Consider the following 23,854-nt stretch of genomic DNA (forward strand, 5'->3'; position numbering starts at 1 on the left):
GATCAGGGGGCGGTCGGGAAGTTGAAGGTGCCCGCCAGGCTCAGGATGAACACCAGGAGGCCCAGGCCGGCACCGACGGCACCGCAGATCAGGCCGGTCTTCGCCTGGCTGTCGTTGTTGGCCAGCCCCTGCGCGGCCTTCTGCCGGCCCAGGTAGCCGGTGACGACGCCGGCGATGCCGACCAGGACGCCGATCCACGCGCAGCAGGCCAGCGGGATCGACGCGATACCGAGGATCATCGACACCAGGCCCAGCGTGTTCTGCTGGCCCTGCGGCTGCGGGTAGCCGGCGTTCGGGTACGTCGGCGCGCCGTACGGCTGCTGCTGCGCGTACGGGTCCTGGTACGGCTGCTGCCCGTACGGCTGCCCCGAGGCCGGCTGGCCGTACGGCTGGCCGGAGGTCGGCTGCTGGCCGTACTGCGGCGCCTGCGGCTGGCCGTACGGGTCCGGCTGCTGCCCGTAGGGCTGGCCGGAGGTGGGCTGCTGACCGTACTGCGGTGCCGCGGGCGGCTGGGCGTACGGGTCCTGGTACTGCGGGTTGGTCGGGTCCTGCTGGGGCTGCTGCTGGCCGTACGGGTCCTGACCGGGGTAACCGGGCTGCATTGCAGGTGCTCCTCAAACTGGGGGGTCGACGGTCCAAGGTCGGTTGCTGCCGCTCATCATTCCGCCCAGCACCGGGACGCCGCCGTACACGGGCCCGGGACCAAGGTCACGATGCCGACGCCGGGCGGCGCGTACGCCAGGCACCGGCGACGGCAGCGTATCGTGCCGGGGCCACCGGAGATCACCCGCGACGGCGCCGCCCAAGCAGTGGACGACCCGACCTGCCCGATAGGGTGGCCGGGTGACCGAGCCCGCGTCCGTCGCCCGCCTCGTCGTCCTCGTCTCCGGCTCCGGCAGCAACCTCCAGGCGCTGCTGGATGCCACCGCCGACCCTGCCTACGGGGCGCGGGTGGTCGCCGTGGGCGCCGACCGGGACGGGATCGCCGGCCTGGACCGGGCCGCCGCGGTCGGGGTGCCGACCTTTGTGGAGCGGCTGAAGGACCATCCGACGCGCGAGGACTGGGACGCGGCGCTCACCGCCCGCGTCGCCGAGCACGAGCCGGACCTGGTGATCAGCGCCGGGTTCCTGAAGCTGGTCGGCCCGCGGTTCCTGGCCGCCGTCGGCGATCGCTACCTGAACACTCACAACACCCTCCTGCCGGCGTTCCCCGGCATCCACGGCCCCCGGGACGCCCTCGCCTACGGCGTGAAGGTCACCGGGGCCACCCTGTTCTTCGTCGACGCCGGGATGGACACCGGCCCGATCGTCGCCCAGGTCGCCGTGCCGGTGCGGGACGACGACGACGAGGAGACGCTCACCGAGCGCATCAAGGAGGCCGAGCGGCGCCAGCTCGTCGAGCAGGTCGGTCGGCTGGTCCGCGAAGGTTGGACGATCACCGGCAGAAAGGTCACCGTTCCGTGAGTGCCAATGAGGACGCGCGCCGCCCGATCCGACGGGCGCTGGTCAGCGTCTACGACAAGACCGGCCTGGTCGAGCTGGCCCGGGCCCTGCACCAGGCCGGGGTGGAACTCGTCTCGACCGGCAGCACCGCGTCGACGATCTCGGGCGCGGGTGTGCCGGTGACCCCGGTCGAGCAGGTGACCGGCTTCCCGGAGATTCTCGACGGCCGGGTGAAGACCCTGCACCCGAAGATTCACGGCGGCCTCCTCGCCGACCTGCGCAAGGACGCGCACGCCGCCCAGCTCGCCGAGCACGGCATCGCCGGCATCGACCTGCTGGTCTCCAACCTCTACCCGTTCCAGGCCACGGTCGCCTCGGGCGCGAGCCAGGACGAGTGCGTCGAGCAGATCGACATCGGCGGTCCGGCGATGGTCCGGGCGGCGGCCAAGAACCACGCCTCGGTCGCCGTGGTGACCGACCCGGCGGCGTACCCGGCGCTGCTGGCCGCGCTCGCCGAGGGCGGCTTCACGCTCGCCGAGCGCCGGGCGCTCGCCGCCCGGGCGTTCGCCGACATCGCCGAGTACGACGTGGCCGTCGCCGAGTGGTTCGCGGCCTCCCTGGCCCCGGCCGCCGACGGGTGGCCGGAGTTCGCCGGCCTGGCCCTGCGCCGGCAGGCGGTGCTGCGCTACGGCGAGAACCCGCACCAGGCGGCGGCCCTCTACGCCGATCCGGCCAGCCCGGCGGGCCTGGCCCAGGCGGAGCAGTTGCACGGCAAGGAGATGTCGTACAACAACTACGTCGACGCCGACGCCGCCTGGCGGGCCGCGAACGACTTCCCGACCGAGCCGGCGGTGGCGATCATCAAGCACGCCAACCCGTGCGGCATCGCCACCGGCGCGGACGCCGCCGAGGCGCACCGCAAGGCGCACGCCTGCGACCCGGTGTCCGCGTACGGCGGGGTGATCGCGGTGAACCGGACGGTCTCCGTCGAGCTGGCCCGGCAGGTTGCGGAGATCTTCACCGAGGTCCTGGTGGCGCCGGGCTTCGAGCCCGGCGCCGTCGAGATCCTCCAGGGCAAGAAGAACATCCGGCTGCTGCGCGCCCCGGAGTTCAACCCGCTGCCGGCGGAGTGGCGGCAGGTCACCGGCGGTGTGCTGGTGCAGATGCGGGACCGGATCGACGCCGAGGGCGACGACCCGGCGAACTGGCGGCTGGCCACCGGCGATGCCGCCGACGAGACGACCCTGCGCGACCTCGTGTTCGCCTGGCGGGCGGTGCGCGCGGTGAAGAGCAACGCGATCCTGCTGGCGAAGGACGGCGCCACCGTCGGCGTCGGGATGGGCCAGGTCAACCGGGTCGACTCGGCGCAGCTCGCGGTGCGCCGGGCCGGCGCCGACCGGGCCCGCGGGTCGGTCTGCGCCTCGGATGCCTTCTTCCCGTTCGCCGACGGCCCGAGGATCCTCATCGAGGCCGGGGTCCGGGCGATCGTCCAGCCGGGTGGCTCGATCCGCGACGAGGAGACCATCGCCGCCTGCAAGGAGGCCGGCGTGACCATGTACCTCACCGGCACCCGGCACTTCTTCCACTGACCGGCGCGTGCGACGGGGGCGCGGCCGACCGGCCGCGCCCCCGTCGCACGTGGTGGGCCTCCACTGGGGAGCGCTGTCGCCTCCGCCGATCGACCAGCCGAAGTGCGACCGCCGTGCCGTTGCCCGCCGGCGAAGGTTGTTGCTAGCGTGGGTGCCGGCAGTAAGGGATCGAATTCTTCCGTTCTCCTCGCGGCCAGCTCCCACCCGCGGCCGTCGCGCCGCTCGTTGGAGCTGCTTCCCCTCGTATCGGCAGGGTTGCCCATGCGCGTGCTCGATCGGTTGACCGCCGTCGCCGTCGCGCTCGCGTTCGTCCTGGTCGGTCTGGGCGCGCCCGCCCGCGGGGAGGCCCTTGAGCCCGGCGCGGTGGTCACCGCCGCGCACCGGCCGATCATCCACGACGCGTCGCCCGTTCCTCATCCGGACGGACGGCCCGTCAACGCTCCGGTCGCCCTGCCGGACCGTCCCGCCCCTCCCCCCGGCGACCCCCGAGCGGTGGTGGCGCGCCTCGCGCACCCCGGCGCTGCGTCGGACGCGCGGACGGAACTCTCCGGTGGGAGCTGTGGTGACCACCGCGCCGGCGTCGTTCTCACTGACGGGCCGGACGATCTCCTTCTGGCCGCGCCCGTGCGTGCCGGCGGCAGGCCCGATCGCGTCGTCGCCGCGACCCGTTACCGGCAGCCGGTCCTACCGCTGCCGCCGCGCGGCACCCTGCCCGCCCGGGCCCCGCCGGCCGTCGCCTGATCCCGCCCCGCGGCACCCGCCTGGCGGTACGACGGGGTACGAGGGTCGACTCCGGACGGGTTCCGTCCGATCACGACAGCGCCGTGGCCGCCGTCTGCCGCCATGGTTTCCCTCCCCGGGCCACTCCGTTCGGGGCGCCTTGAATCCTGGAGGATTCACATGTCCAAGTCCCGCTGGCGCAAGCCGGCGACAATCGCGGGCGCGCTGGTGCTGGCCGCCGCGCTCGGTGGCGTCGTCGCCACCAATCACGAGGTGCGGGAGAAGCTCGGTCTGGCCGACGAGCCCGGCGCCAACATGCCCTGGCATCCCAGGGAGTTCATGGAGATGGCGGCCGGCGAGTCGTCCGAGGAGGCCGGCGAGGAGGCCTTCGAGGCCCGCACCATCGCCGAGCAGTTCGCCCAGGCCCGGTACGCCCCCGGAATCGTCTCGCCGGGCGCGTACTCCAACGCGCTGAGCCAGCTCAACGGGCTGGCCGTCACCAAGGGCAGCTGGCGCGAGGTCACCAGGATCAAATATGACGGTGACGACCCGCGCTACCGCGACTACGCGTCCAACTCATCCGGCGGTGCCGGCCTGGTCACCGGCCGGATCACGGGCCTGGCCGCGGACAACGGCGGTTACGTCTACGCGGCCGGCGCGGACGGCGGCGTGTGGCGTTCCTCGACCGGCGGCGGGAGCTGGACGCCGATCGCGGACGCGCTGCCCACCCTGTCCAGCGGCGACCTCGTGCTCGCCGCCGACGGTTCCCTCTGGTACGCCACCGGCGAGGCGAACACCGGCGCCACCTCGTACGTCGGCGCCGGCGTCTACCGGCTGGCCGGCCCGAAGACCGGGAAGTTCGCCGGGACCGACCGGGTCGGGGGGACCGAGCTGGAGAGCACGGTCGTCAACAAGCTGCGCTTCTTCGACGGCAAGGTCTGGGCCGCCACCAACCGGGGCCTCTTCTCGCACCCGATGAGCAGCACCTCCGGCGCATGGAAGCTGGAGTTCACGCCGAACCCGAGCTACCTGCCGGGCGGGGCGGACGCGGGCACCGCGAACGCCGCGTACAAGAACATCGTCAACGACGTCGCGGGCGACCCGCACAACCCGAAGCACGTGGTGGTCGCCTCGGCCTGGCGCTCCGGCGACACGTACAACGGCTTCTACGAGACCGCCGACTACACCGCGGGCGGCTGGACGAAGGTCAACCCGACCGGGGCCATGCCGGCCGACGACATCGGCTACGTCACGTTCGCCTTCTCCGCCGACGGCGGCAAGCTGTACGCGATCAACCAGTCGCCGCGGCTGCTCAACAAGCCGGCCGGCAACGTGAACAGCTACCTGGACGGCATCTACGTCTCCAACACCGGCAATCCCGCCGGCCCGTGGAACATGATCGCCAACTCGTCGAAGCTGGGCAATTCCGGGTCGGCGCTCAAGCAGGCCGTCGGCGGCAAGGGCTACGGACCGGGCATCCAGGCCTGGTACAACCAGTTCCTCACGGTCGACCCGGCCAACCCGAACCACCTCTGGGCGGGGCTGGAGGAGGTCTACGAGACGACCGATGCCGGCGCCACCTGGAAGACCGTCGGTCCGTACTGGAACTTCAACTTCTCCTGCTGGAACATCTACGACGCGCAGAACACCTGCGACAAGACCACCCACTCCGACCAGCACTCCGTGGCGGTCGGCAACGGCTTCGTCTACGTCGGCAACGACGGTGGTGTCTACCGGCGGCCGATCAACGGCAGGACCGACAAGGCTGGGCACGCCACCGACTGGCAGAGCCTCAACGACGGCACCATCGACGCCCTGCAGTACTACTCGGTCTCGGTGGGCAGGGACCCGGCCCGGGCGGGCACCGTGGTCTCCGGCGGTCTCCAGGACAACGGGGTCTCGGTGCTGCGCGCCGGCGACACCGTGATGGGCTCGAATTTCGGCGGTGACGGTGGCGACTCGCTGGCCGACCCGGCCAACGGCTGCCGGCAGGTCCAGGAATACACCAACCTGGCCATGCGGGTGACCGAGAACTGCAACGAGAACCCTGGCCCGGGCACGGAGGCGACCTCCACCTCGCGGGACATCCAGCCGTACACCTCCCGGCCGGGTGACGAGCCGGCCCGGTTCATCGCGCCGTTCGCGCCGGACGACCACGACGCGAACATCTGGGTCGCCGGCGGCCAGCGCGTCTGGGTGAACACCAAGGGCTACGCGATCCGGAACGGCAAGGGCTGGACGAACGTCTTCGACCTGGGCGCCGGCCACACCGCCACCGCGGTCGCCGTCGCCGGCGGGACGGCGTACGTCAGCTGGTGCGGGCCGTGCAACAACGCCGGGTTCGCCCGGGGCGTCGCGGTCGGCAAGGTCGACGACCCGTCGAGCTGGCACCAGCTGACCCTGCCCGGCGACTTCCCGAACCGGTTCGTGCAGGGCGTCGGGATCGACCCGGCGAACGCCGCGCACGCCTTCCTCGCGATCAACGGGTTCTCCCGCCGGTTCACCGAGGGGCCGGGTGCCGGCTACGGCCACGTCTTCGAGACCACCGACTCGGGTGCGACCTGGAAGGACGTCTCGGCGAACCTGCCGGACGTGCCGGCCAGCTCGATCAAGGAGTTGGCCAACGGTGGGCTGGTGCTCGCCACCGACCTGGCCACGTTCTACCGCGCGCCCGGCGCCACCAACTGGCAGCGGCTCGGCACCGGGCTGCCGCTGACCGTCGGCATGGACGTCGAGTACAACGCGGTCGACAACTCGGTCTACGTCGCGACCCACGGCCGCGGCATCTGGGCGTTCAACCTCGCCCAGCTCTGACGGGCCGGCGGTCCGACTCGGGACCCGCGCGGACCGGACCGCCGGCCGGACACCGGAGGCCCCGCCCCCTTCCTCCGGGGCGGGGCCTCCGCGTGCGACGGTCGTCGTTCGTCGGACCGTACGGGGACGTCGGGTCAGCCGGTGGGGCGTACCTCGGCGAAGTGGCAGGCCGAGGGGTGCGGGTCCGCCGCGCGGAGCACCGCGTGCGGCTCCCGGGTGGCGCAGATGTCCTGCGCCTTCCAGCAGCGGGTGCGGAACCGGCAGCCCGACGGCGGGTCGGCCGGGCTCGGCACGTCGCCGGTGAGCCGGATGATGCTCCGGTTGTCCCGCGCGTCCGGGTCGGGCACCGGCACCGCCGAGAGCAGCGCCTGGGTGTACGGGTGAGTGGCTCGCTCGTAGATCTCCTGCTCGGTGCCGATCTCGACGATCTTGCCCAGGTACATCACCGCGACCCGGTCCGAGATGTGCCGGACCACCGACAGGTCGTGCGCGATGAAGATGTACGACAGCCCGAACTCGTCCTGGAGCTGCTCCAGCAGGTTGATCACCTGGGCCTGGATGGACACGTCGAGGGCCGACACCGGCTCGTCGCAGACGATGATCTCGGGCCGCAGGGCGAGCGCCCGGGCGATGCCGATGCGCTGCCGCTGGCCGCCGGAGAACTGGTGCGGGTAGCGGTTGACGTGCTCGGGGTTGAGCCCGACCACGTCCAGCAGCTCCTGCACCCGCCGCCGCTTGCTGCCCTTCGGCGCCGCCTCCGGGTGGATGTCGAACGGCTCGCCGATGATGTCGCCGACCGTCATCCGTGGGTTCAGCGAGGTGTACGGGTCCTGCATCACCATCTGCATGTTGCGGCGCAGCCGGCGCAGCTCCGCCCCGGAGGCCTTGAACAGGTCCTTCCCCTCCAGGCTGGCCCGGCCGGCGGTCGGCTTCTCCAGCCGCATGAGCAGCCGGGCCAGGGTGGACTTGCCGCAGCCGGACTCACCGACCACGCCGAGCGTCTCGCCGCGGCGCAGCTCGAAGCTGACCCCGTCGACCGCCTTGACCGCGCCGACCTGCTTCTTGAAGAGCACGCCCTGGGTGATCGGGAAGTGCTTGACCAGGTTGTCGACGGAGAGGACGGTCTCGCCGCGGACCTTGGTCGGGCTAGCGGTCGCTGTCATCACGAACCTCCTGGGCGAAGTGGCACGCGCTGGTCCGGCCGTTGCCGAGGACCAGGTCCCGCGGCACCTGGTCCACGCAGACCTGCTGGGCGCGCGGGCACCGCGGGTGGAACGGGCAGCCGGAGGGGATGTTCAGCAGGTTCGGCGGCAGCCCCTTGATCGTGGAGAGCGCCTGGCCCCGGACGTCCAGCCGTGGGATCGACTCCAGCAGCCCCTTGGTGTACGGGTGGGCCGGCGTCCGGTACAGCGAGCGCACGTCGGCCCGCTCGACGATCCGGCCCGCGTACATGACGGCGATCCGGTCCGCGACGCCGGCGACCACGCCGAGGTCGTGGGTGATCAGGATCATCGCCATGTCGAGGTCGCGGCGCAGGTCGGCCAGCAGGTCCATGATCTGGGCCTGCACGGTGACGTCCAGCGCCGTGGTCGGCTCGTCGGCGATGAGCACCTTCGGGTTCAGGGCGAGCGCCATCGCGATCATGACGCGCTGCCGCATGCCGCCGGAGAACTGGTGCGGGTAGTCGCCGAGCCGCTTGGCGGCGGCCGGGATCTTGACCAGGTCCATCAGCTCGACGGCCCGCCGGCGGGCGTCGGCGCGGGACATCCCCTCGCGCTGGCGCAGCGTCTCGCCGATCTGCCAGCCCACCGGGAAGACCGGGTTCAGCGCGGAGAGGGCGTCCTGGAAGATCATCGCGATCTCCTTGCCCCGCACCTGCCGGCGCTGCTCCTCCGACTGGGTCAGCAGGTCCCGGCCCTGGTAGAGGATCTGGCCGGAGCGGATGTGCGCCGGTGGGGTGTCGAGGATGCCCATGATCGCCTGCGCGGTCACCGACTTCCCGGAGCCGGACTCGCCGAGCACGGCCAGGGTCTCGCCCGGGTCGAGGTGGTACGACACCCCGTTGATCACCCTGGCCACGCCCTCGTGGGTGCGGAACTCGATGTGCAGGTCCCGTACCTCGAGCAGGTGGCCGCGTGGCGGGGTGGTGGGGGCCGGCGTGAACCGGACAGCGGACTGGGTCATGAGCGTCACCGCAGCTTCGGGTCGAAGGCGTCGCGGATCGCGTCGCCCAACATGATGAAGGCGAGCACGGTCAGCGCGAGGAAGGCGGAGGGTACGAGCAGCGGGGTCGCCGACTCCCGCATGTGCACCCGGCCGGCGTCGATGTCGATGCCCCAGGAGATGGTCGGGGCCTTGAGACCGATGCCGAGGAAGCTCAGCGTCGCCTCGGCGGCGATGAACGAGCCGAGCGCGATGGTGAGCACCACGATCGCCGGGGCGAGCGCGTTCGGCAGGATGTGCCGGAACATGATCCGGCCGTTGCCGGCGCCGAGCATCCGGGCCGCGGCGACGTAGTCCTGCTCCTTGGCGGTGATCACCGAGGAACGGACCACCCGGGCCGCAGTGGTCCAGCCCAGCGCCGCCAGCACGAAGATCACGGCGGCGATCCGGATCGTGGAGCCGTCGCTGTGGACCCGCTTGAGCAGCACGATCGCGGCGAGCAGCAGCGGGATGCCGAGCACGATGTCGATCACGCGGGAGAGCACCGCGTCGACCCAACCGCCGAAGTAGCCGGCGAACATCCCGACGACCAGCGCGATGAGGCCGGTGAACAGCGCGGAGAGTGCGCCGACCAGCAGCGAGGCGCGCGCCCCGTAGACCGCCCGGGAGTACGTGTCGCAGCCCTGGAAGTCGTAACCGAAGATGGCCCCGCCGGACGGCCCGGCGTGCTGCCGGGAGAGCAGGCACTCGCGCGGGTCGTTGGCGGCGAACAGCGACGGGACGGCGGCCATCGCGGCGACCAGCACGACCAGGGCCAGGCTGATCCAGAAGATCGGGTTGCGGCGCAGGTCACGCCAGGCGTCCCCGGCCAGGCTGCGCGGCTTCTGCTGCGCGCCGGCGGCGACTCCGGGTCGCGCGGCCTGGTTCTCGGTGGCCGCCACGGTTTCGATGTCACTCATAGCGGATCCTCGGGTCGAGTACGGCGTACAGGACGTCCACCACCAGGTTGGAGACGAGGTAGACCACGACCAGCACGCTGACGATGCCCACCACCAGCGGGCCGTCCTCCGTGCGAATGCCGCGGAACAGGTTGAAGCCGACACCGGGGATGTTGAAGACGCCCTCGGTGATGATCGCGCCGCTCATCAGGTTGCCCAGCTCGACGCCGAGGAAGGTGACCACCGGGATGAGCGAGTTGCGCAGCACGTGCACGCTGACGATCCGCCGCTTGACCAGGCCCTTCGAGCGGGCGGTGCGGACGTAGTCGGCGCGCAGGTTCTCTGCCACCGAGGTACGGGTCAGCCGCAGCGCGGTGGCCAGCGAGAGCGAGCCGAGCACGATGCCGGGAAGCAGCAGCGCGTACAGGCTCGGCTCGGCGCCGGCGGTCGGCGGGAAGAGCTGCCACTTCACGCCGAGGAGGTACTGGGCCAGCGGGGCGAGCACGATGGTCGGGATGCCGAGCACCAGCAGGGTGAGCACCAGCGTCGAGTTGTCGAAGATGCTGGCGCGCCGGATGCCGGCGATCACCCCGGCGGTGACCCCGAAGACGACGGTCACGGCCATCGCGATGAGCGCGAGCTTGACGGTGACCGGCCACGCGGTGGCGAGGATGTCGCCGATCTGGCGGCCGGTCAGCGACTGCCCCAGGTCACCCTGGAGCAGGTTCTTGAGGTAGTCGAAGTAGCGGTAGAAGAAGCCGCCGACGCCGGTGGCGTCGAGGTGGTACTTCTCGGTCAGGTATGCCCGCTGGGCCGCGGTGACGGGGCGTTCCCCCGCGAGCGCCTGGATGGGGTCGCCCTGGCCGGCGAACATCAGCGCGTAGACGATCAGCGTGGTCCCGAAGAACGCGAGAACCATCTGGAGCAGTCGCCGCAGAATGAAGCGGAACATACTGTCAAAGTCTCTCTAAAAGGGGCGAAGGGTACGCCGTACCGTGGGTCGGGCCGCCCGGGGTGGGTGGCCCGACCCGTCGTACGGGGTGTTACTTGACGGCCTCGATCTTCAGCAGGTTGACCCGGTCGAAGAGGTCGACCTCGACGTTCTTGACCTTGGTCGAGTGGCCGAAGTTGTTCTGGCCGTACCGGAGCGGGATCACCGGCATGTCCTTGGCCAGGAGGTCCTCCGCCGCCTGGTACTTCTTGATCGCCTCGTCCTGCGTCGGGGCGCTGGAACCCTCGGCGAGCAGCTTGTCGAACTCCTTGTTGCTGTAGCCGTAGTAGTTCGACGAGCCGTTGGTGCTGTACAGCGGGCCGAGGTAGTTCTCCATGGACGGGTAGTCCATGACCCAGCCCATCCGGAACAGGCCGACCGGCTGCTTCTGCTTGAGCTTGGTCAGCAGGTCCGCGAACTTCGGCTCGGCGGTGCCGACGCAGTCCACGCCCAGGTTGGCCTTGAGCTGGTTGCAGGTGGCGTCGATCCAGTCCTTGTGGCCGCCGTCGCCGTTGTAGGACAACTCGATCTTCTTCGGGCCGCCCGCGGCCTCGTACAGCGCCTTGGCCTTGGCCGGGTCGAATTCACCGGCGGCGCCGATGGTGTTCTCCCGGTAGCCGGCGACGACCGGCGAGACGAACGAGCGGGCCGGCTGCTGCGAGCCCTTGAAGATCGACTTGGTGATCTCGTCCCGGTCGATCGCCATCGAGATGGCCTTGCGCACGTCGGGGTTGCTGAATTCCTTCTGGAAGGTCGGGAAGGCCAGCACCTGGAGCGAGGAGGCCGGGCTCTGCTGGTACCGGTCGCCGAGGTCGGCGGCAGCGGTCGACAGGTTCTCGGTCGGGATCGTCTTGATCACGTCGAGGTTGTCGGAGAGCACGTCCGCGTAGGCGGCGGTCAGCTGCTGGTAGATCCGGAACTCGACGCCGCCCACCTTCGGCTTCTCGCCGGGGAAGGCGTCATAGCGGGTCACCTCGACCTTGGCGTCGTGCTGCCAGGCGCCCTTCATCTGGAACGGGCCCTGGCCGATCGGGGCCTGCTCGTAGCTCTCGGCGAGCACGCCCGGGGCGGAGAAGGCGGCCTTGGGCAGCGGGTAGAAGGCCGTGTAGCCGAGCATGGACTTGAAGTCGACGTACGGCTGGGAGAGCGTCACGGTGAAGGTCAGATCGTCGACCTTCTTCAGCCCGCTCAGCGTGTTGGCCTTCGGCTTCTCGCCCTGGAGGTCCTCGTAGCCGGCGACCTTCTCGAAGAAGTAGCTGGAGTTCTGGCCGTTGGGGGCGTACGCGCCGTAGTTCCAGGCGTCGATGTAGTTGTCGGCCGTGACCTTCTCGCCGTTGTGGAAGGTGTAGCCGGGCTTCAGCTTGATCGTCCAGACCTTGTTGTCCGACGACGTCACCGACTCGGCCGCCACCTCGTGCGGCTTGTTCGCCTGGTCGTAGTCGACCAGCGGGCTGAACAGGGCGGACAGCACCTGCGAGCCGCTCGTCTCATTGGTGTTGGTCGGCACCAGGTGCTGCGGCTCGGCGATCTCGATCCGCACGGCCGCGTTGGGGTCGCTCTTGCCGCCGCTGCCACCGCCCGTGCCGCAGGCCACCAGGCCCAGGGTCACCGCGAGCGGGAGAGCGGTCCAGGCGGCGAGCCTACGAACACGCATTGGAGTCTCCTCATCTCCTCACGCTGCGCAGTCAAGCCCGGCGCTGGGTAACGCTGCGCAACGATCGGCAACGGTAGGTCGTCGCGGGCCGGTTCGGCAACGAGAGCGTTGCGAAGCAATAACGGAGCGGGGACCCCGGCTTGGGCGGCAGGCTGGACCTCTGCTATGGGGAATGTGGGAACAGAGCTGCTCAATGCCGCTTTTGGCGGTGTCGGCTCGCGCCCGGGGCGCACTCTCGACGCCTTCGCGTGCTTCCCCGCCGGTGGTCCGCTGCGCCCCGGTTGATCATCGGGTGTCCGTCTCAATATGTGGCGCGATCCACAGCCCGTAACGGTGGGTGACGAATCCCACGTAACAGACCGTCACCGTTGGCCGTCATCGGCCGGTGTTGTCGTGCGCCGTGAGACGATCCAGGCGTGACGGCGACGATCCTGGATGGCAAGGCGACCGCGACGGAGATCAAGGACGAGCTGCGGACCCGGGTCAAGGCGCTGGCGGAGCGCGGCCTGACCCCGGGGCTCGGCACGGTTCTGGTCGGCGCCGACCCCGGCTCCCAGGCGTACGTCAACGGCAAGCACCGCGACTGCGCTGAGGTGGGCATCGCCTCGATCCGCCGTGAGCTGCCCGCCGACGCCACCCAGGAGCAGCTGGACGGGGTCCTCGCCGAGCTGAACGCCGACCCGGCCTGCCACGGCTACATCGTCCAGCTCCCGCTCCCCGGCCACCTGGACACCCAGCGCGCGCTGGAGATGATCGACCCGGCCAAGGACGCCGACGGCCTGCACCCGGTCAACCTGGGCCGGCTGGTGCTCGGCTACGACGCCCCGTTGCCCTGCACCCCGCGCGGCATCGTCGAGCTGCTCCGCCGGCACGACGTGGCGCTGCGCGGCGCCGAGGTCGCGGTGGTCGGGCGGGGCAACACCGTCGGCCGGCCACTCGGCCTGCTGCTCACCCGCCGCAGCGAGAACGCCACCGTGACGCTCTGCCACACCGGCACGCTGGACCTGGCCGCGCACACCCGCGCAGCCGACATCGTCATCGTGGCCGCCGGCGTGCCGGGGCTGCTCACCGCCGACATGGTCACGCCGGGCGCGACCGTGGTCGATGTCGGCATCACCCGGGTGATCGGGGCCGACGGCAAGGGCCGCTACACCGGCGACGTCGCCCCCGAGGTGGCCGAGGTGGCCGGCAAGCTGGTGCCGATGCCGGGCGGCGTCGGCCCGATGACCCGGGCCATGCTCCTGACCAACGTGGTGGAACGCGCCGAGCGGCGGGAGTGACCCCCCAAGCACGTCATAACCGTCCGCCCCTGGCCCGATCAGTGCCAGGATGGCTGATACGGTCCGGAAAACCGACTGGTAGCAGGGAGTGGGACGACCATGGGTAAGAAGGTCACTGTCGTCGGGGCCGGCTTCTACGGCTCCACCACCGCGCAGCGCCTGGCCGAGTACGACGTCTTCGACACCGTCGTGATCACCGACATCGTGGAGGGCAAGCCGGCGGGTCTCGCGCTGGACCTCAACCAGTCGCGCGCGGTCGAGGGCTTCGAGACCAAGGTCGTCGGCGTCACCACCGGCTCCAGCGGCGAGGGCTACGAGGCCATCGAGGGCTCGGACGTCGTCGTCATCACCGCCGGTCTGCCCCGCAAGCCGGGCATGAGCCGGATGGACCTGCTGGAGACCAACGCCAAGATCGTCCGTCAGGTCTCCGAGAACGTCGCCAAGTACGCCCCGAACGCCGTCGTCATCGTGGTCTCCAACCCGCTCGACGAGATGACCGCGCTGGCCCAGATCGCCACCCAGTTCCCGCGCAACCGGGTGCTCGGCCAGGCCGGCATGCTGGACACCGCCCGGTTCACCAACTTCGTCGCCGAGGCGCTGAACGTGCCGGTGAAGTCGGTGAAGACCCTGACCCTGGGCTCGCACGGCGACACCATGGTCCCGGTCCCGTCGAAGAGCACCGTCGACGGCAAGCCGCTGCGTGAGGTCATGCCGGCCGAGCAGATCGAGGAGCTGGTCGTCAAGACCCGCAACGGGGGTGCCGAGGTCGTCGCGCTGCTGAAGACCGGCTCCGCGTACTACGCCCCGTCGGCCGCCGCCGCCCGGATGGCCAAGGCCGTGGCCGAGGACTCCGGCGAGGTCATGCCGGTCTGCGCCTGGGTCGACGGCGAGTACGGCATCTCCGGCGTCTACCTGGGCGTCGAGGCCGCGATCGGCGCCGAGGGCGTCAAGCGGGTCGTCGAGACCGACCTGGACGCCGACGAGCTGGCCAGCCTCAAGGAGGCCGCCGAGGCCGTCCGCGCCAAGCAGGCCGACGTCGCCAACATGTGACACCGTGACACCCGCGCGAAGGGCGGGCCGGCACACGCCGGTCCGCCCTTCGACGTCTCCGCTCCCGCCCGCCGCTCGGCCCGGTCAAGAAGCCTTCGTCAGGAATCGCCTTCGTCGGGACGCAGATCTCTTGATCAACGCGATGCGGGCGGGGGGAGGCGGGTGAAGGGGGCGCCGAGATGGGGGGTGGCGAGGGTGGCGTTGTGGGTGGTCAGCTCGGTGAGCAGCCGTACGCGGGAGACGCGGGCCTCGGCCGGGTCCTCCTCGTGGGCGTACGCCAGCTCCGGGTCGACCAGCTGCACGGTGTGCACCAGCAGGTCGCCGGTGACCAGGAGGCGGTCGTCGCCGGAGTCGACCAGCACCGACTGGTGACCCGGGGTGTGCCCGGGCGTGCTGAGCAGGCGTACCCCCGGGGCGAGGTCGGTGTCGCCGTCGACGACCCGGAGCTGGCCGGCGGCGCGCAACGGCCCGACCAGCCGGGCCGGCAGGTCGGGGTGGAACAGCTCCAGCGCCGCCAGCTCGGCCCGCTGCACCAGGTGCTCCGCGTTCGGGAACCAGGGTGTGTCGACCACCGCCCAGCCGACGTGGTCGCTGTGCAGGTGGGTGAGGACCACGGTCCGGACGTCCGCCGGGTCGATGCCGGCGGCGGCCAGTTCCTCGGGCAGCCGGCCGGGCACCGGCGCCCAGCTCGCCGCGGGGGAGTCGGCCGGGCCGACTCCGGCGTCGACAAGGGTCACCGGCCCGTCCCCGGTACGCAGCGCGAAGCAGCGGAACGGCAGCCACCAGCGGCCGTCCGGGGTGACCGCGTCCGGGTCCCGCCGGTCGGCCTCCCGCCACTGCGCCGGGGTGGCGTCGGGGAAGGCCTCCTCGCGTGGCTGGAAGAACGGGCCTGCCGCGTCGACGAGGGCGGTGACCGTGATAGACCCGACCGTGTGAGTGACCGACATCCGGGAAGGATGTCAACCGCGGCCCGTCCCGGGCCACCCCGTTTCTCATGGGGTGAGGCCGGCTGGGGAGCCCCGGTCAGTTTCCAGTACGCTCGTACTGCTTGAGCATGTGTCCCCCGAGAGGAGCGCCGGCCGATGGCGAAGATCAAGGTAAACAACCCGGTCGTGGAAATCGACGGCGACGAGATGACCCGGATCATCTGGAAGCAGATCCGGGAGCAGCTGATCCTGCCCTACCTCGACGTCGACCTGCACTACTACGACCTGTCGATTCAGCACCGTGACGCCACCGACGACCAGGTCACGGTCGACGCCGCCAACGCCATCAAGGAGCACGGCGTCGGCGTCAAGTGCGCCACCATCACCCCGGACGAGGCCCGGGTGGAGGAGTTCGGCCTGAAGAAGATGTGGCGGTCGCCGAACGGCACCATCCGCAACATCCTCGGCGGCGTCGTCTTCCGCGAGCCGATCATCATGTCGAACGTGCCGCGGCTCGTCCCGGGCTGGACCAAGCCGATCATCATCGGCCGGCACGCGCACGGCGACCAGTACAAGGCCACCGACTTCGTCGTCCCCGGTCCGGGCACGGTGACCATCACCTACGCCCCGGCCGACGGCGGCGCCCCGATGGAGATGCAGGTCGCCAACTTCCCCGGCGGCGGCGTCGCCATGGGCATGTACAACTTCGACGAGTCGATCCGGGACTTCGCCCGCGCCTCGATGCGCTACGGCCTGGACCGCGGCTACCCGGTCTACCTGTCGACCAAGAACACCATCCTCAAGGCGTACGACGGCCGGTTCAAGGACATCTTCGCCGAGGTGTTCGAGAACGAGTTCAAGTCGGAGTTCGAGGCCGCCGGCATCACCTACGAGCACCGGCTGATCGACGACATGGTCGCCGCCGCGCTCAAGTGGGAGGGCGGCTTCGTCTGGGCCTGCAAGAACTACGACGGTGACGTGCAGTCCGACACCGTCGCCCAGGGCTTCGGGTCGCTCGGCCTGATGACCTCCGTGCTGATGACCCCGGACGGCCGCACCGTCGAGGCCGAGGCCGCGCACGGCACCGTCACCCGGCACTACCGGCAGTGGCAGAAGGGCGAGAAGACCTCGACCAACCCGATCGCCTCGATCTACGCCTGGACCCGGGGCCTGGCCCACCGGGGCAAGCTGGACGGCACCCCGGCGGTCACCGAGTTCGCCAACACCCTGGAGCAGGTCATCGTCTCCACCGTCGAAGGTGGCCAGATGACCAAGGACCTGTCGCTGCTCATCTCGCGCGACGCCCCGTGGCTGACCACCGACGAGTTCATGAACGCGCTCGACGAGAACCTGGCCCGCAAGCTCGCCGCCTGATTCCGACCCACCCGACGAGCCCGCCGGCCCCCGTGCCGGCGGGCTCCGTCATGCCCGGCCGGGGTGGTGGCGTCGCGGTCGCGTCACCGTAGGTGATGCGGCTCGTTGAGCAGGGCGGACAGGATGCCAGTCCCGTCCAGGAAGGTTGACCACGGTCGCCTCGCGGCGTGAGTGCCGATCAGCCAGCCTTCCCGGCTGTCGCGCACAGCCAGCCGTCCCTTCCCTTGCGGGGGGCCCTGTCCCGGGCCCCCCGCGCCCTGTTGTGCGGCCCTGCTCCGGGTTGCGGCCCGGTCATACCGCCGGCGTGGACCAGGAGCCCTTCCGGTCACGCGGCGCGGAGCAGTTCGGCGGCACGCTCCGGGGCGATGTCGTTGATGAACACGCCCACGGCCGACTCGGAGCCGGCCAGGTATTTCAGCTTGTCCGGAGCCCGCCGGATGCTGAACAGCTGCAGGTGCAGATGCCCCAACTCGCGGTCGACCCGCACCGGGGCCTGGTGCCAGGCCGCGATGTACGGCATCGGCAGGTCGAACAGCCCGTCGAAGCGGCGCAGCACGTCGAGGTAGAGCGGTCCGAAGGCGGCCCGCTCGGCGTCGTCCAGCGCCGGGATGTCCGGCACCGGCCGGTGCGGGGCCACGTGCACCTCGAACGGCCACCGGGCCGCTGCCGGCACGTACGCCGTCCAGTGCGCGTTGCTCGCCACCACCCGGTCCCCGGCGGCGCGCTCGGCGGCGAGCACGTCCGCGTACAGGTTGCCGCCGGTGCGCTCGGCGTGCCGGCGGGCGGCGGCGAGCATGGTGCGGGTCCGGGGCGTCACGAAGGGGTACGCGTAGATCTGCCCGTGCGGGTGGTGCAACGTCACCCCGATCTCGACGCCCCGGTTCTCGAACGGGAAGACCTGCTCCACCTCGGGCAGCCCGCCGAGGGCGGTGGTCCGGTCGGCGAGCGCGTCCAGCACGGTCCGTACCCGGCGCGGGGAGAGGCTGGCGAACGAGGCGTGGTGGTCGTCGGTGAAGCAGACCACCTCGCACCGGCCCTGCCCGGGGCGTACGGGGGTGAACGGGGTGATCCGGGCCGGCTCATCGGCCACCCGCTGGCTCAACGACGGGAAGCGGTTCTCGAAGACAGCCACGTCGTAGTCGGGGGCCGGGATCTCGCTGAGCCGGCCGTCCCGGGACGGGCAGAGCGGGCACTGGTCGGCCGGGGGGAGGAAGGTCCGGGTCTGCCGGTGCACCGCCACCGCCACCCACTCGTCGGTCAGCGGGTCGTACCGGAGCTGGGAGGCCTGCGGCGGCGGGGGCAGCTCCCGGCGGTCCGGCTGGTCGCGGACCGCGTCGGCCCGCTCGTCGAAGTAGATCAATTCGCGGCCGTCGGCAAGCTCGATCCGGGTACGCCTCACTCCGCCCCCTCCGTGCCCGGCGCGACCACCAGCTCGCCCACCCGGTCCTCGAGCACCCGTCGCGCGTCCGGCGCCAACCGGTCGTCGGTGACCAGCACGTCCGCGGCGTCCAGGCCGACGATCGAGGAGATGCCGACCGTGCCCCACTTGGTGTGGTCGGCGAGCACCACCAGCCGATCCGCGGCCGCCACCAGTGCCCGGTTCGTGTCTGCCTCCATCAGGTTCGGCGTGGTGAACCCGGCGCGCTCGCTGATCCCGTGCACGCCAAGGAAGAGCAGGTCCAGGTGGAGGGTCGCGACCGCCGCCACGGCCAGCGGGCCGACCAGCGCGTCCGAGGGGGTGCGCACCCCGCCGGTGAGCACCACGGTCTGGTCCGGCCGGCCGCCGACGTGCAGGATCTCGGCCACCGGCAGCGAGTTCGTCACCACGGTCAGCCCCGGCACGTCGACCAGGCGGCGGGCCAGCTCGGCGGTGGTCGTGCCGGCGGACAGGGCGATCGCCGAGCCGGGGCGGACCAGTTGCGCGGCCCGATCGGCGATGGCCGCCTTCTCCGCGGGCTGTCGGACCGACTTGGCGCGGAAGCCGGGCTCGTCGGTCGAACCGGGGCCGGCCAGGGTCGCCCCGCCGTGCACCTTGGCGAGCAGGCCCCGCTCGTTCAGTGCCTCCAGGTCGCGCCGGATCGTCATGTCGGAGACGCCGAACTGGGCGGCCAGCTCGGTGACCCGTACGCCCCCGGCGGCGCGGACCCGTTCCAGGATGGCCGCCTGCCGCTGCCGAGCCAGCATCCGTCGTCACCTCCGGCTCCCGCGACCACGTGCCCACGCGGTCGAACGCGTTTCAACAAAGACGAACACTAGCGCGCAGCTGGGTACGACGGAAGCGAGGGGTGCGGGACGGAAACCGCCGCCGCCCGGACGACGGACGGCGGGATCAGGCGGACTGGAGGCGGGTTTCCACCCAGCCGGTCTCGGTCAGGTGGTCCATCACCCGCTGGACCGCCTCCTCGACGGTCATGTCCGTGGTGTCCACCACCAGGTCGGCGTCGGTCGGCTCCTCGTACGGGTCGTCGATGCCGGTCATCCCGGTGATCAGGCCGGCCCGGGCTCGGGCGTACAGGCCCTTGCGGTCGCGCTGTTCGCAGACCGCCAACGGGGTCGCGACGTGGACCAGCAGGAAGCCGGCCCCGGCGGCGTGCGCCATCTCCCGGGCGGTGGCCCGGGCGGCCGCGTACGGGGCGATCGGGCAGCAGATGCCGACCCCCCGGTGCCGGGCGATCTCGGCGGCCACCCAACCGATCCGGCGTACGTTGGCGTCCCGGTCGGCCTTGCTGAAGCCCAGCCCGGCGGAGAGCTCCCGCCGCACCACATCCCCGTCGAGCAGGGTGATGCTGCGGTCGCCGCCCTCGCGCAGCAGGTCGGCCAGCCCTCGGGCGATGGTCGACTTGCCGGACCCGGACAGGCCGGTCAGGAAGACCACCAGGCCGCGGTGCCGGCGCGGCGGACGGGCCCGGGCCAGCTCCTTGGCGACGGCCGGTGGGGTGTGCCATTCGGGCAGCGGGAAGCCCCGGTCCAGCAGGTCGTCGATCTCCTCCTGGCTGAGCGCCAGCCGCCGGTTGCGCGGCGGGATGTCCTCGCGCCAGCGCCACTGCCCGTCCCGGTTGTCGTACGCCAGCTCCCGGGGCACCAGCACCCGGAGGCCGGCGCCGGAGAGCATCCCCTCGGTCGAGAGCAGGTGGGTCACCCCGTAGGCGGCGGCGACCCGGGCCCGGAGCAGGGCGTCGCTGATCTCGTCCCGCCGCTTGACCAGCGGCACCACCACGAGGGTGGCCGGGGGCATCCGGTCCCGGGCGGCGAACACACTGCGGACCAGCGCCTCGGACGGCAGCCCGCGGGCCCCGTCATCACCGACCGGGATCATCACCAGCAGGTGCGCGCCCAGGGTGCGGGCGGCGTGCGCGATCTGCGCGAGCTGGGGCCGGTGCAGCGGACGGTCGGCGAAGACGCCGAGCACCCGGCCCGGGGGCAGCAGCCCCGTGACCTCGTCGGGGCTGCGCCGCAGCCGCTGGAACGGCCCGCGGCCGCCGTCACCCAGCCGGCGCACCGCGCCGCCGACACCCATCATGCCCTCGCGGACCGGCCAGAGGTCGGTCACGTCCATCGCGGCCACCGGGGCGCCCTCGCCGTCGGTGAGCACCAGCGCCCGGCGCAGCGGGTCGTCCAGTTCCAGCCCGACGGTGAGCGACGCCGGCACCTGCAGGGTCACCGGAACCGGCCACGGCGTGCCGTCGGCGAGCTGGCCGCGCCGGCCCAGCGCGGCCAGGTCGGCGCGGGTCATGAAGCCGGTCAGCGGGGCGTACGCCCCGGTCAGCAGCAGCTCCAGGTCGGCCAGCTCGCCGGTGCGAGGCGCGTACGCCGGCGCGTCCCGCAGCACGTCCTCGGGCAGCACCCACCCGTTGCTCATCGAACCCCCAACTCACCGGCCGGCACACAGTTTCTCAGCCCACCGCCGTCCGGTCGAGAGCGCCACTCCACCTCCCGGCCACCGCCGTCGGGGCGGTTGCCGCCGGTGGTGGTCCCTCGGCGGTGGGAATTGGGGCCGCGCTGAACGACCTGGTCAAGCGTACGCATCTAATCGGGCGTTGGTCGGCGCGGCGGACAGACCGGCCGGGTCCGTCCGCCGGCTCGCCCCGGTCGCCACCGTCCGGGCGGAATCAGGGGTAACCCCGAGCGTTTCCCGATGCCCAAAGCGGCGTCCGCTTTCTACGCTGGGCGTCGTGACACTGATCGCGACCGAGTCGCTGACCAAGACGTACGGAGGTAGGGTCACCGCGCTGGCCGACCTCACGGTGTCGGTCGAGCCGGGGATCATCGGTCTGGTCGGCGCGAACGGCGCCGGCAAGTCCACGCTGATCAAGATATTGCTGGGCCTGCTCGCGCCGACCAGTGGCCGGGTCTCCGTGCTCGGCCTCGACCCCACCACCGACCCGGCGGCGGTCCGCGCCCGGGTCGGCTACATGCCCGAGCACGACGCCCTCCCACCCGATCTCTCCGCCGCTGAGCTGGTCACCCACCTGGGTCGGATCAGCGGCCTGCCGCGTACGGTCGCCCGGGAACGGGCCTCCGAGGCGCTGCGCCACGTCGGCCTCCACGAGGAACGCCACCGTGCGGTCGGCGGCTACTCCACCGGCATGAAGCAGCGGGTGAAGCTCGCCCAGGCGCTGGTGCACGATCCCGACCTGCTGCTGCTCGACGAGCCGACCAACGGCCTCGACCCGGCCGGCCGGGACGCCATGCTCGCCCTGATCCACCGGATCGGCACCGAGTTCGGCATCTCCGTCGTGGTCTGCTCCCACCTGCTCGGCGAGGTGGAGCGGATCTGCGACACGCTGGTCGCCATCGACGGGGGCCGGCTGCTCCGCGCCGACCGGGTCGCCGCGATGACCTCCGCCACCGACGTGCTCGCCGTCGAGGTGAGCGAGGGTACGGACGACCTGGCCGCCCGGCTCGCCGCGCTCGACCTGCCGGTGTCCCGGGAGGGGCGGCTGCTGCTCGTCCCGCTCGCCGACGACGCCACCTACGACCTGATCCTCGGCGCGGTCGCCGAGCTGGACCTGCCGCTGCACCGGCTGGACCAGCGGCGGCACCGGGTGGCCGAACTCTTCGCCACGAGGGAGCCCAGCAATGCCTGAGCCGACCGGCGTCATCCACGACATCGGATACCAGCGTTACACCGGCCCCCGGCTGGGTCGCCGGCACGTCTTCGGCGCGCTCTACCTGCACGGGCTGCGGACCGCGTTCGGCCTGGGCCGATCCGCCAAGGCGAAGATCTTTCCCTGGCTGGTGGTCGGCATCGTGGTGATCGTCGCCGCCGGGCTGACCGCGGTACGCACCCAGACCGGCCAGACCGTCATGACGTACGCCCAGTTCGCCGACGCGATGAGCTGGCTGGTCATCTTCTTCGTGGCGGTGGTCGGGCCGGAGCTGGTCTCCCGCGACCTGCGCAGCGGCGTGCTGCCGCTCTACTTCTCCCGGCCGCTGCCCCGGGGCGACTACGCGCTGGCCAAGCTCGGCGCGCTGGTCACCGCGCTCTGGCTGCTGCTCGGCGCGCCGCAGCTGGTGATGTTCCTCGGCGCCGCGTTCACCACCGACAACGGGATGCGCGGGGTCTGGGACGAACTGCTCGACCTGCTTCCCGGCCTGCTCTACGCGGCGCTGTGGGCGGTGGTCTTCGCCTCGGTGGCGCTGCTCATCGCCTCGCTCACCGGCAAGCGGGCGTTCGCCGCGGGCGGCATCGTGGCCGCCTTCCTGATGACCACCCCGATCGTCGGCACCCTGTCGATCATGCCGTCCCGGACGGTCAACGAGCTGGCGATGCTCGCCTCTCCGTCCACCCTGGTCCAGGGCGTGGGCCTGTACACCCTGGGCGACCTGCTGGCGCCCGGCGCGGCGGCGGAGCAGATGATCGGCAAGTTCGGGCCGGTCTACCTGGCCGCGGCCGGGCTGCTGGTGGCCGGCTGCGTCACCCTCCTGCTGCTGCGATACCGGAAGGTGGCCGCCCGATGACCACGATCAGCGCGCAGGCGCCGGCCCCGACCTCGGCCGCGTCCACCCTCGACCTCGCCGGCGTCTCCCGCTGGTATGGCAACGTGGTCGCGGTCAACGACGTCACCATGCGGCTCGGGCCCGGGGTGACCGGCCTGCTCGGGCCGAACGGCGCCGGCAAGACCACCCTGCTGCACATGATGGCCGGGTTCCTCGCTCCGTCCCGGGGCGCGGTCACCCTCGACGGGGAGCCGACCTGGCGCAATCCGGGCGCCTACCGGCGGCTCGGCCTGGTCAGCGAGCGGGAGGCGGTGCACAGCTTCCTCAGCGCGTACGAGTTCGTGCTGGCCAGCGCGAAGCTGCACCGGCTGCCCGACCCGGAGGCGGCGGCCCGGCGGGCCATCGCGCTGGTCGAGATGGAGGGCGCGCAGGACCGGCGGATCGGCACCTACTCCAAGGGCATGCGGCAGCGCACCCGGGTGGCCGCCGCGTTGGTCCACGACCCGCAGGTGCTGCTGCTCGACGAGCCGTTCAACGGGATGGACCCGCGCCAGCGGCTGCACATGATGGCCCTGCTGCACCGCCTCGGCGACGCCGGCCGGACCATCCTGTTCAGCTCGCACATCCTGGAGGAGGTCGAGCAGGTCTCCGGCACCGTCCAGGTGATGGTCGCCGGCCGGCTGGCCGCCTCCGGCGACTACCGGACCATCCGCCGGCTGATGACCAACCGGCCGCACGTCTTCGCGGTCCGGTCCACCGACGACCGGGCGCTGGCCGTCGCGCTGATCGCCGAGCCGTCGGTCACCGGGGTGGAGCTGGGCCGGGGCGGGCTCACCGTCCGGGCCGGCGACTACGGCGCCTTCACCCGGGCGCTGCCGAAGATCGCGCTGGCCCGGGGCATCCGGGTCCGGGCGCTGACGCCCGAGGACGAATCGCTGGAGAGCGTGTTCTCCTACCTGGTGGGGAGCTGAC

The 23,854-nt window shown here is 71.7% G+C and carries 20 protein-coding genes; 10 read left to right on the plus strand and 10 right to left on the minus strand.

What is annotated here, in order from left to right; genetic code table 11:
* Window positions 1-2: 2 nt before the first annotated feature.
* Window positions 3-602: a hypothetical protein gene (locus tag ACNAVT_RS08090; RefSeq protein ID WP_416294304.1), complete on the minus strand. Its 600-nt coding sequence runs from the start codon at window positions 600-602 to the stop codon at window positions 3-5.
* A 241-nt stretch (window positions 603-843) separates the two neighbouring features.
* On the opposite strand from ACNAVT_RS08090, the gene purN reads away from it, so the two are divergent.
* The 4 genes from purN to ACNAVT_RS08110 all read left to right on the plus strand — a co-directional run bounded on the left by purN (window position 844) and on the right by ACNAVT_RS08110 (window position 6,566).
* Complete coding sequence (purN, locus tag ACNAVT_RS08095; RefSeq protein ID WP_416294306.1) at window positions 844-1,464, plus strand: phosphoribosylglycinamide formyltransferase; 621 nt, start codon at window positions 844-846, stop codon at window positions 1,462-1,464.
* Complete coding sequence (gene purH, locus ACNAVT_RS08100; protein WP_416294308.1) at window positions 1,461-3,032, plus strand: bifunctional phosphoribosylaminoimidazolecarboxamide formyltransferase/IMP cyclohydrolase; 1,572 nt, start codon at window positions 1,461-1,463, stop codon at window positions 3,030-3,032. The genes purN and purH overlap by 4 nt, the downstream gene beginning before the upstream one ends.
* A gap of 261 nt (window positions 3,033-3,293) precedes the next feature.
* Complete coding sequence (locus tag ACNAVT_RS08105; RefSeq protein WP_416294310.1) at window positions 3,294-3,773, plus strand: hypothetical protein; 480 nt, start codon at window positions 3,294-3,296, stop codon at window positions 3,771-3,773.
* Between the two features lie 159 nt (window positions 3,774-3,932).
* A complete protein-coding gene (locus ACNAVT_RS08110) occupies window positions 3,933-6,566 on the plus strand; it encodes a glycosyl hydrolase (RefSeq protein ID WP_416294312.1) in 2,634 nt (877 codons plus the stop codon).
* Between the two features lie 134 nt (window positions 6,567-6,700).
* Here ACNAVT_RS08110 and ACNAVT_RS08115 read toward each other — a convergent pair whose 3' ends face one another.
* The 5 genes from ACNAVT_RS08115 to ACNAVT_RS08135 all read right to left on the minus strand — a co-directional run bounded on the left by ACNAVT_RS08115 (window position 6,701) and on the right by ACNAVT_RS08135 (window position 12,312).
* Window positions 6,701-7,729 (minus strand): ABC transporter ATP-binding protein, encoded by a 1,029-nt coding sequence (locus ACNAVT_RS08115; protein ID WP_416294314.1) that lies wholly within the window; start codon window positions 7,727-7,729, stop codon window positions 6,701-6,703.
* Window positions 7,713-8,750, minus strand: coding sequence for an ABC transporter ATP-binding protein (locus ACNAVT_RS08120; RefSeq protein ID WP_416294316.1), 1,038 nt, complete (start codon window positions 8,748-8,750; stop codon window positions 7,713-7,715). The genes ACNAVT_RS08115 and ACNAVT_RS08120 overlap by 17 nt, the downstream gene beginning before the upstream one ends.
* A gap of 5 nt (window positions 8,751-8,755) precedes the next feature.
* On the minus strand, window positions 8,756-9,688 hold the full coding sequence (locus tag ACNAVT_RS08125) for an ABC transporter permease (RefSeq protein WP_416294318.1): 933 nt from the start codon (window positions 9,686-9,688) through the stop codon (window positions 8,756-8,758).
* Window positions 9,681-10,619, minus strand: coding sequence for an ABC transporter permease (locus ACNAVT_RS08130; RefSeq protein ID WP_416294319.1), 939 nt, complete (start codon window positions 10,617-10,619; stop codon window positions 9,681-9,683). Before ACNAVT_RS08130 ends, ACNAVT_RS08125 begins: the two co-directional genes overlap by 8 nt.
* Before the next feature lie 91 nt (window positions 10,620-10,710).
* A complete protein-coding gene (locus tag ACNAVT_RS08135) occupies window positions 10,711-12,312 on the minus strand; it encodes a peptide ABC transporter substrate-binding protein (protein ID WP_416294320.1) in 1,602 nt (533 codons plus the stop codon).
* 416 nt (window positions 12,313-12,728) lie between these two features.
* Between ACNAVT_RS08135 and ACNAVT_RS08140 the strand changes: the two genes are divergently transcribed.
* The gene (locus ACNAVT_RS08140; protein WP_416294321.1) at window positions 12,729-13,592 is read left to right on the plus strand and encodes a bifunctional methylenetetrahydrofolate dehydrogenase/methenyltetrahydrofolate cyclohydrolase; all 864 of its coding nucleotides are present in this window, start codon (window positions 12,729-12,731) and stop codon (window positions 13,590-13,592) included.
* A 99-nt stretch (window positions 13,593-13,691) separates the two neighbouring features.
* Window positions 13,692-14,642: a malate dehydrogenase gene (locus ACNAVT_RS08145; RefSeq protein WP_416294323.1), complete on the plus strand. Its 951-nt coding sequence runs from the start codon at window positions 13,692-13,694 to the stop codon at window positions 14,640-14,642.
* 134 nt (window positions 14,643-14,776) lie between these two features.
* On the opposite strand, the gene ACNAVT_RS08150 is transcribed toward ACNAVT_RS08145, so the two are convergent.
* Window positions 14,777-15,589 carry an MBL fold metallo-hydrolase gene (locus tag ACNAVT_RS08150; protein ID WP_416294325.1) on the minus strand — a complete coding sequence of 271 codons (813 nt, stop codon included), beginning with the start codon at window positions 15,587-15,589 and terminating at the stop codon, window positions 14,777-14,779.
* Between the two features lie 135 nt (window positions 15,590-15,724).
* Here ACNAVT_RS08150 and ACNAVT_RS08155 point away from each other — a divergent pair, with 135 nt between their 5' ends.
* Entirely contained in the window at window positions 15,725-16,942 is a 1,218-nt protein-coding gene (locus ACNAVT_RS08155) for an NADP-dependent isocitrate dehydrogenase (RefSeq protein WP_416294327.1), read from the plus strand.
* Window positions 16,943-17,267: 325 nt separating this feature from the next.
* Here the strand turns inward: ACNAVT_RS08155 and galT are convergent, their stop codons facing one another.
* From galT to cysC, 3 genes are all read right to left on the minus strand, one after another.
* Window positions 17,268-18,341, minus strand: coding sequence for a galactose-1-phosphate uridylyltransferase (gene galT, locus ACNAVT_RS08160; protein ID WP_416294328.1), 1,074 nt, complete (start codon window positions 18,339-18,341; stop codon window positions 17,268-17,270).
* A complete protein-coding gene (locus ACNAVT_RS08165) occupies window positions 18,338-19,126 on the minus strand; it encodes a DeoR/GlpR family DNA-binding transcription regulator (RefSeq protein WP_416294330.1) in 789 nt (262 codons plus the stop codon). The genes galT and ACNAVT_RS08165 overlap by 4 nt, the downstream gene beginning before the upstream one ends.
* A gap of 145 nt (window positions 19,127-19,271) precedes the next feature.
* Complete coding sequence (gene cysC, locus ACNAVT_RS08170; protein ID WP_416294332.1) at window positions 19,272-20,801, minus strand: adenylyl-sulfate kinase; 1,530 nt, start codon at window positions 20,799-20,801, stop codon at window positions 19,272-19,274.
* A 313-nt stretch (window positions 20,802-21,114) separates the two neighbouring features.
* Between cysC and ACNAVT_RS08175 the strand changes: the two genes are divergently transcribed.
* The 3 genes from ACNAVT_RS08175 to ACNAVT_RS08185 are packed head-to-tail and all read left to right on the plus strand — an operon-like array spanning window position 21,115 to window position 23,853.
* Window positions 21,115-22,029, plus strand: coding sequence for an ABC transporter ATP-binding protein (locus tag ACNAVT_RS08175; protein ID WP_416294334.1), 915 nt, complete (start codon window positions 21,115-21,117; stop codon window positions 22,027-22,029).
* Window positions 22,022-22,903, plus strand: coding sequence for an ABC transporter permease (locus ACNAVT_RS08180; protein ID WP_416294336.1), 882 nt, complete (start codon window positions 22,022-22,024; stop codon window positions 22,901-22,903). Before ACNAVT_RS08175 ends, ACNAVT_RS08180 begins: the two co-directional genes overlap by 8 nt.
* Window positions 22,900-23,853 (plus strand): ABC transporter ATP-binding protein, encoded by a 954-nt coding sequence (locus tag ACNAVT_RS08185; RefSeq protein ID WP_416294338.1) that lies wholly within the window; start codon window positions 22,900-22,902, stop codon window positions 23,851-23,853. Before ACNAVT_RS08180 ends, ACNAVT_RS08185 begins: the two co-directional genes overlap by 4 nt.
* The last annotated feature ends 1 nt before the right edge of the window (window position 23,854 follow it).

The organism is Micromonospora sp. SL4-19, from assembly GCF_047921475.1.
In the GTDB taxonomy this organism is placed as follows: Bacteria; Actinomycetota; Actinomycetes; order Mycobacteriales; family Micromonosporaceae; genus Micromonospora.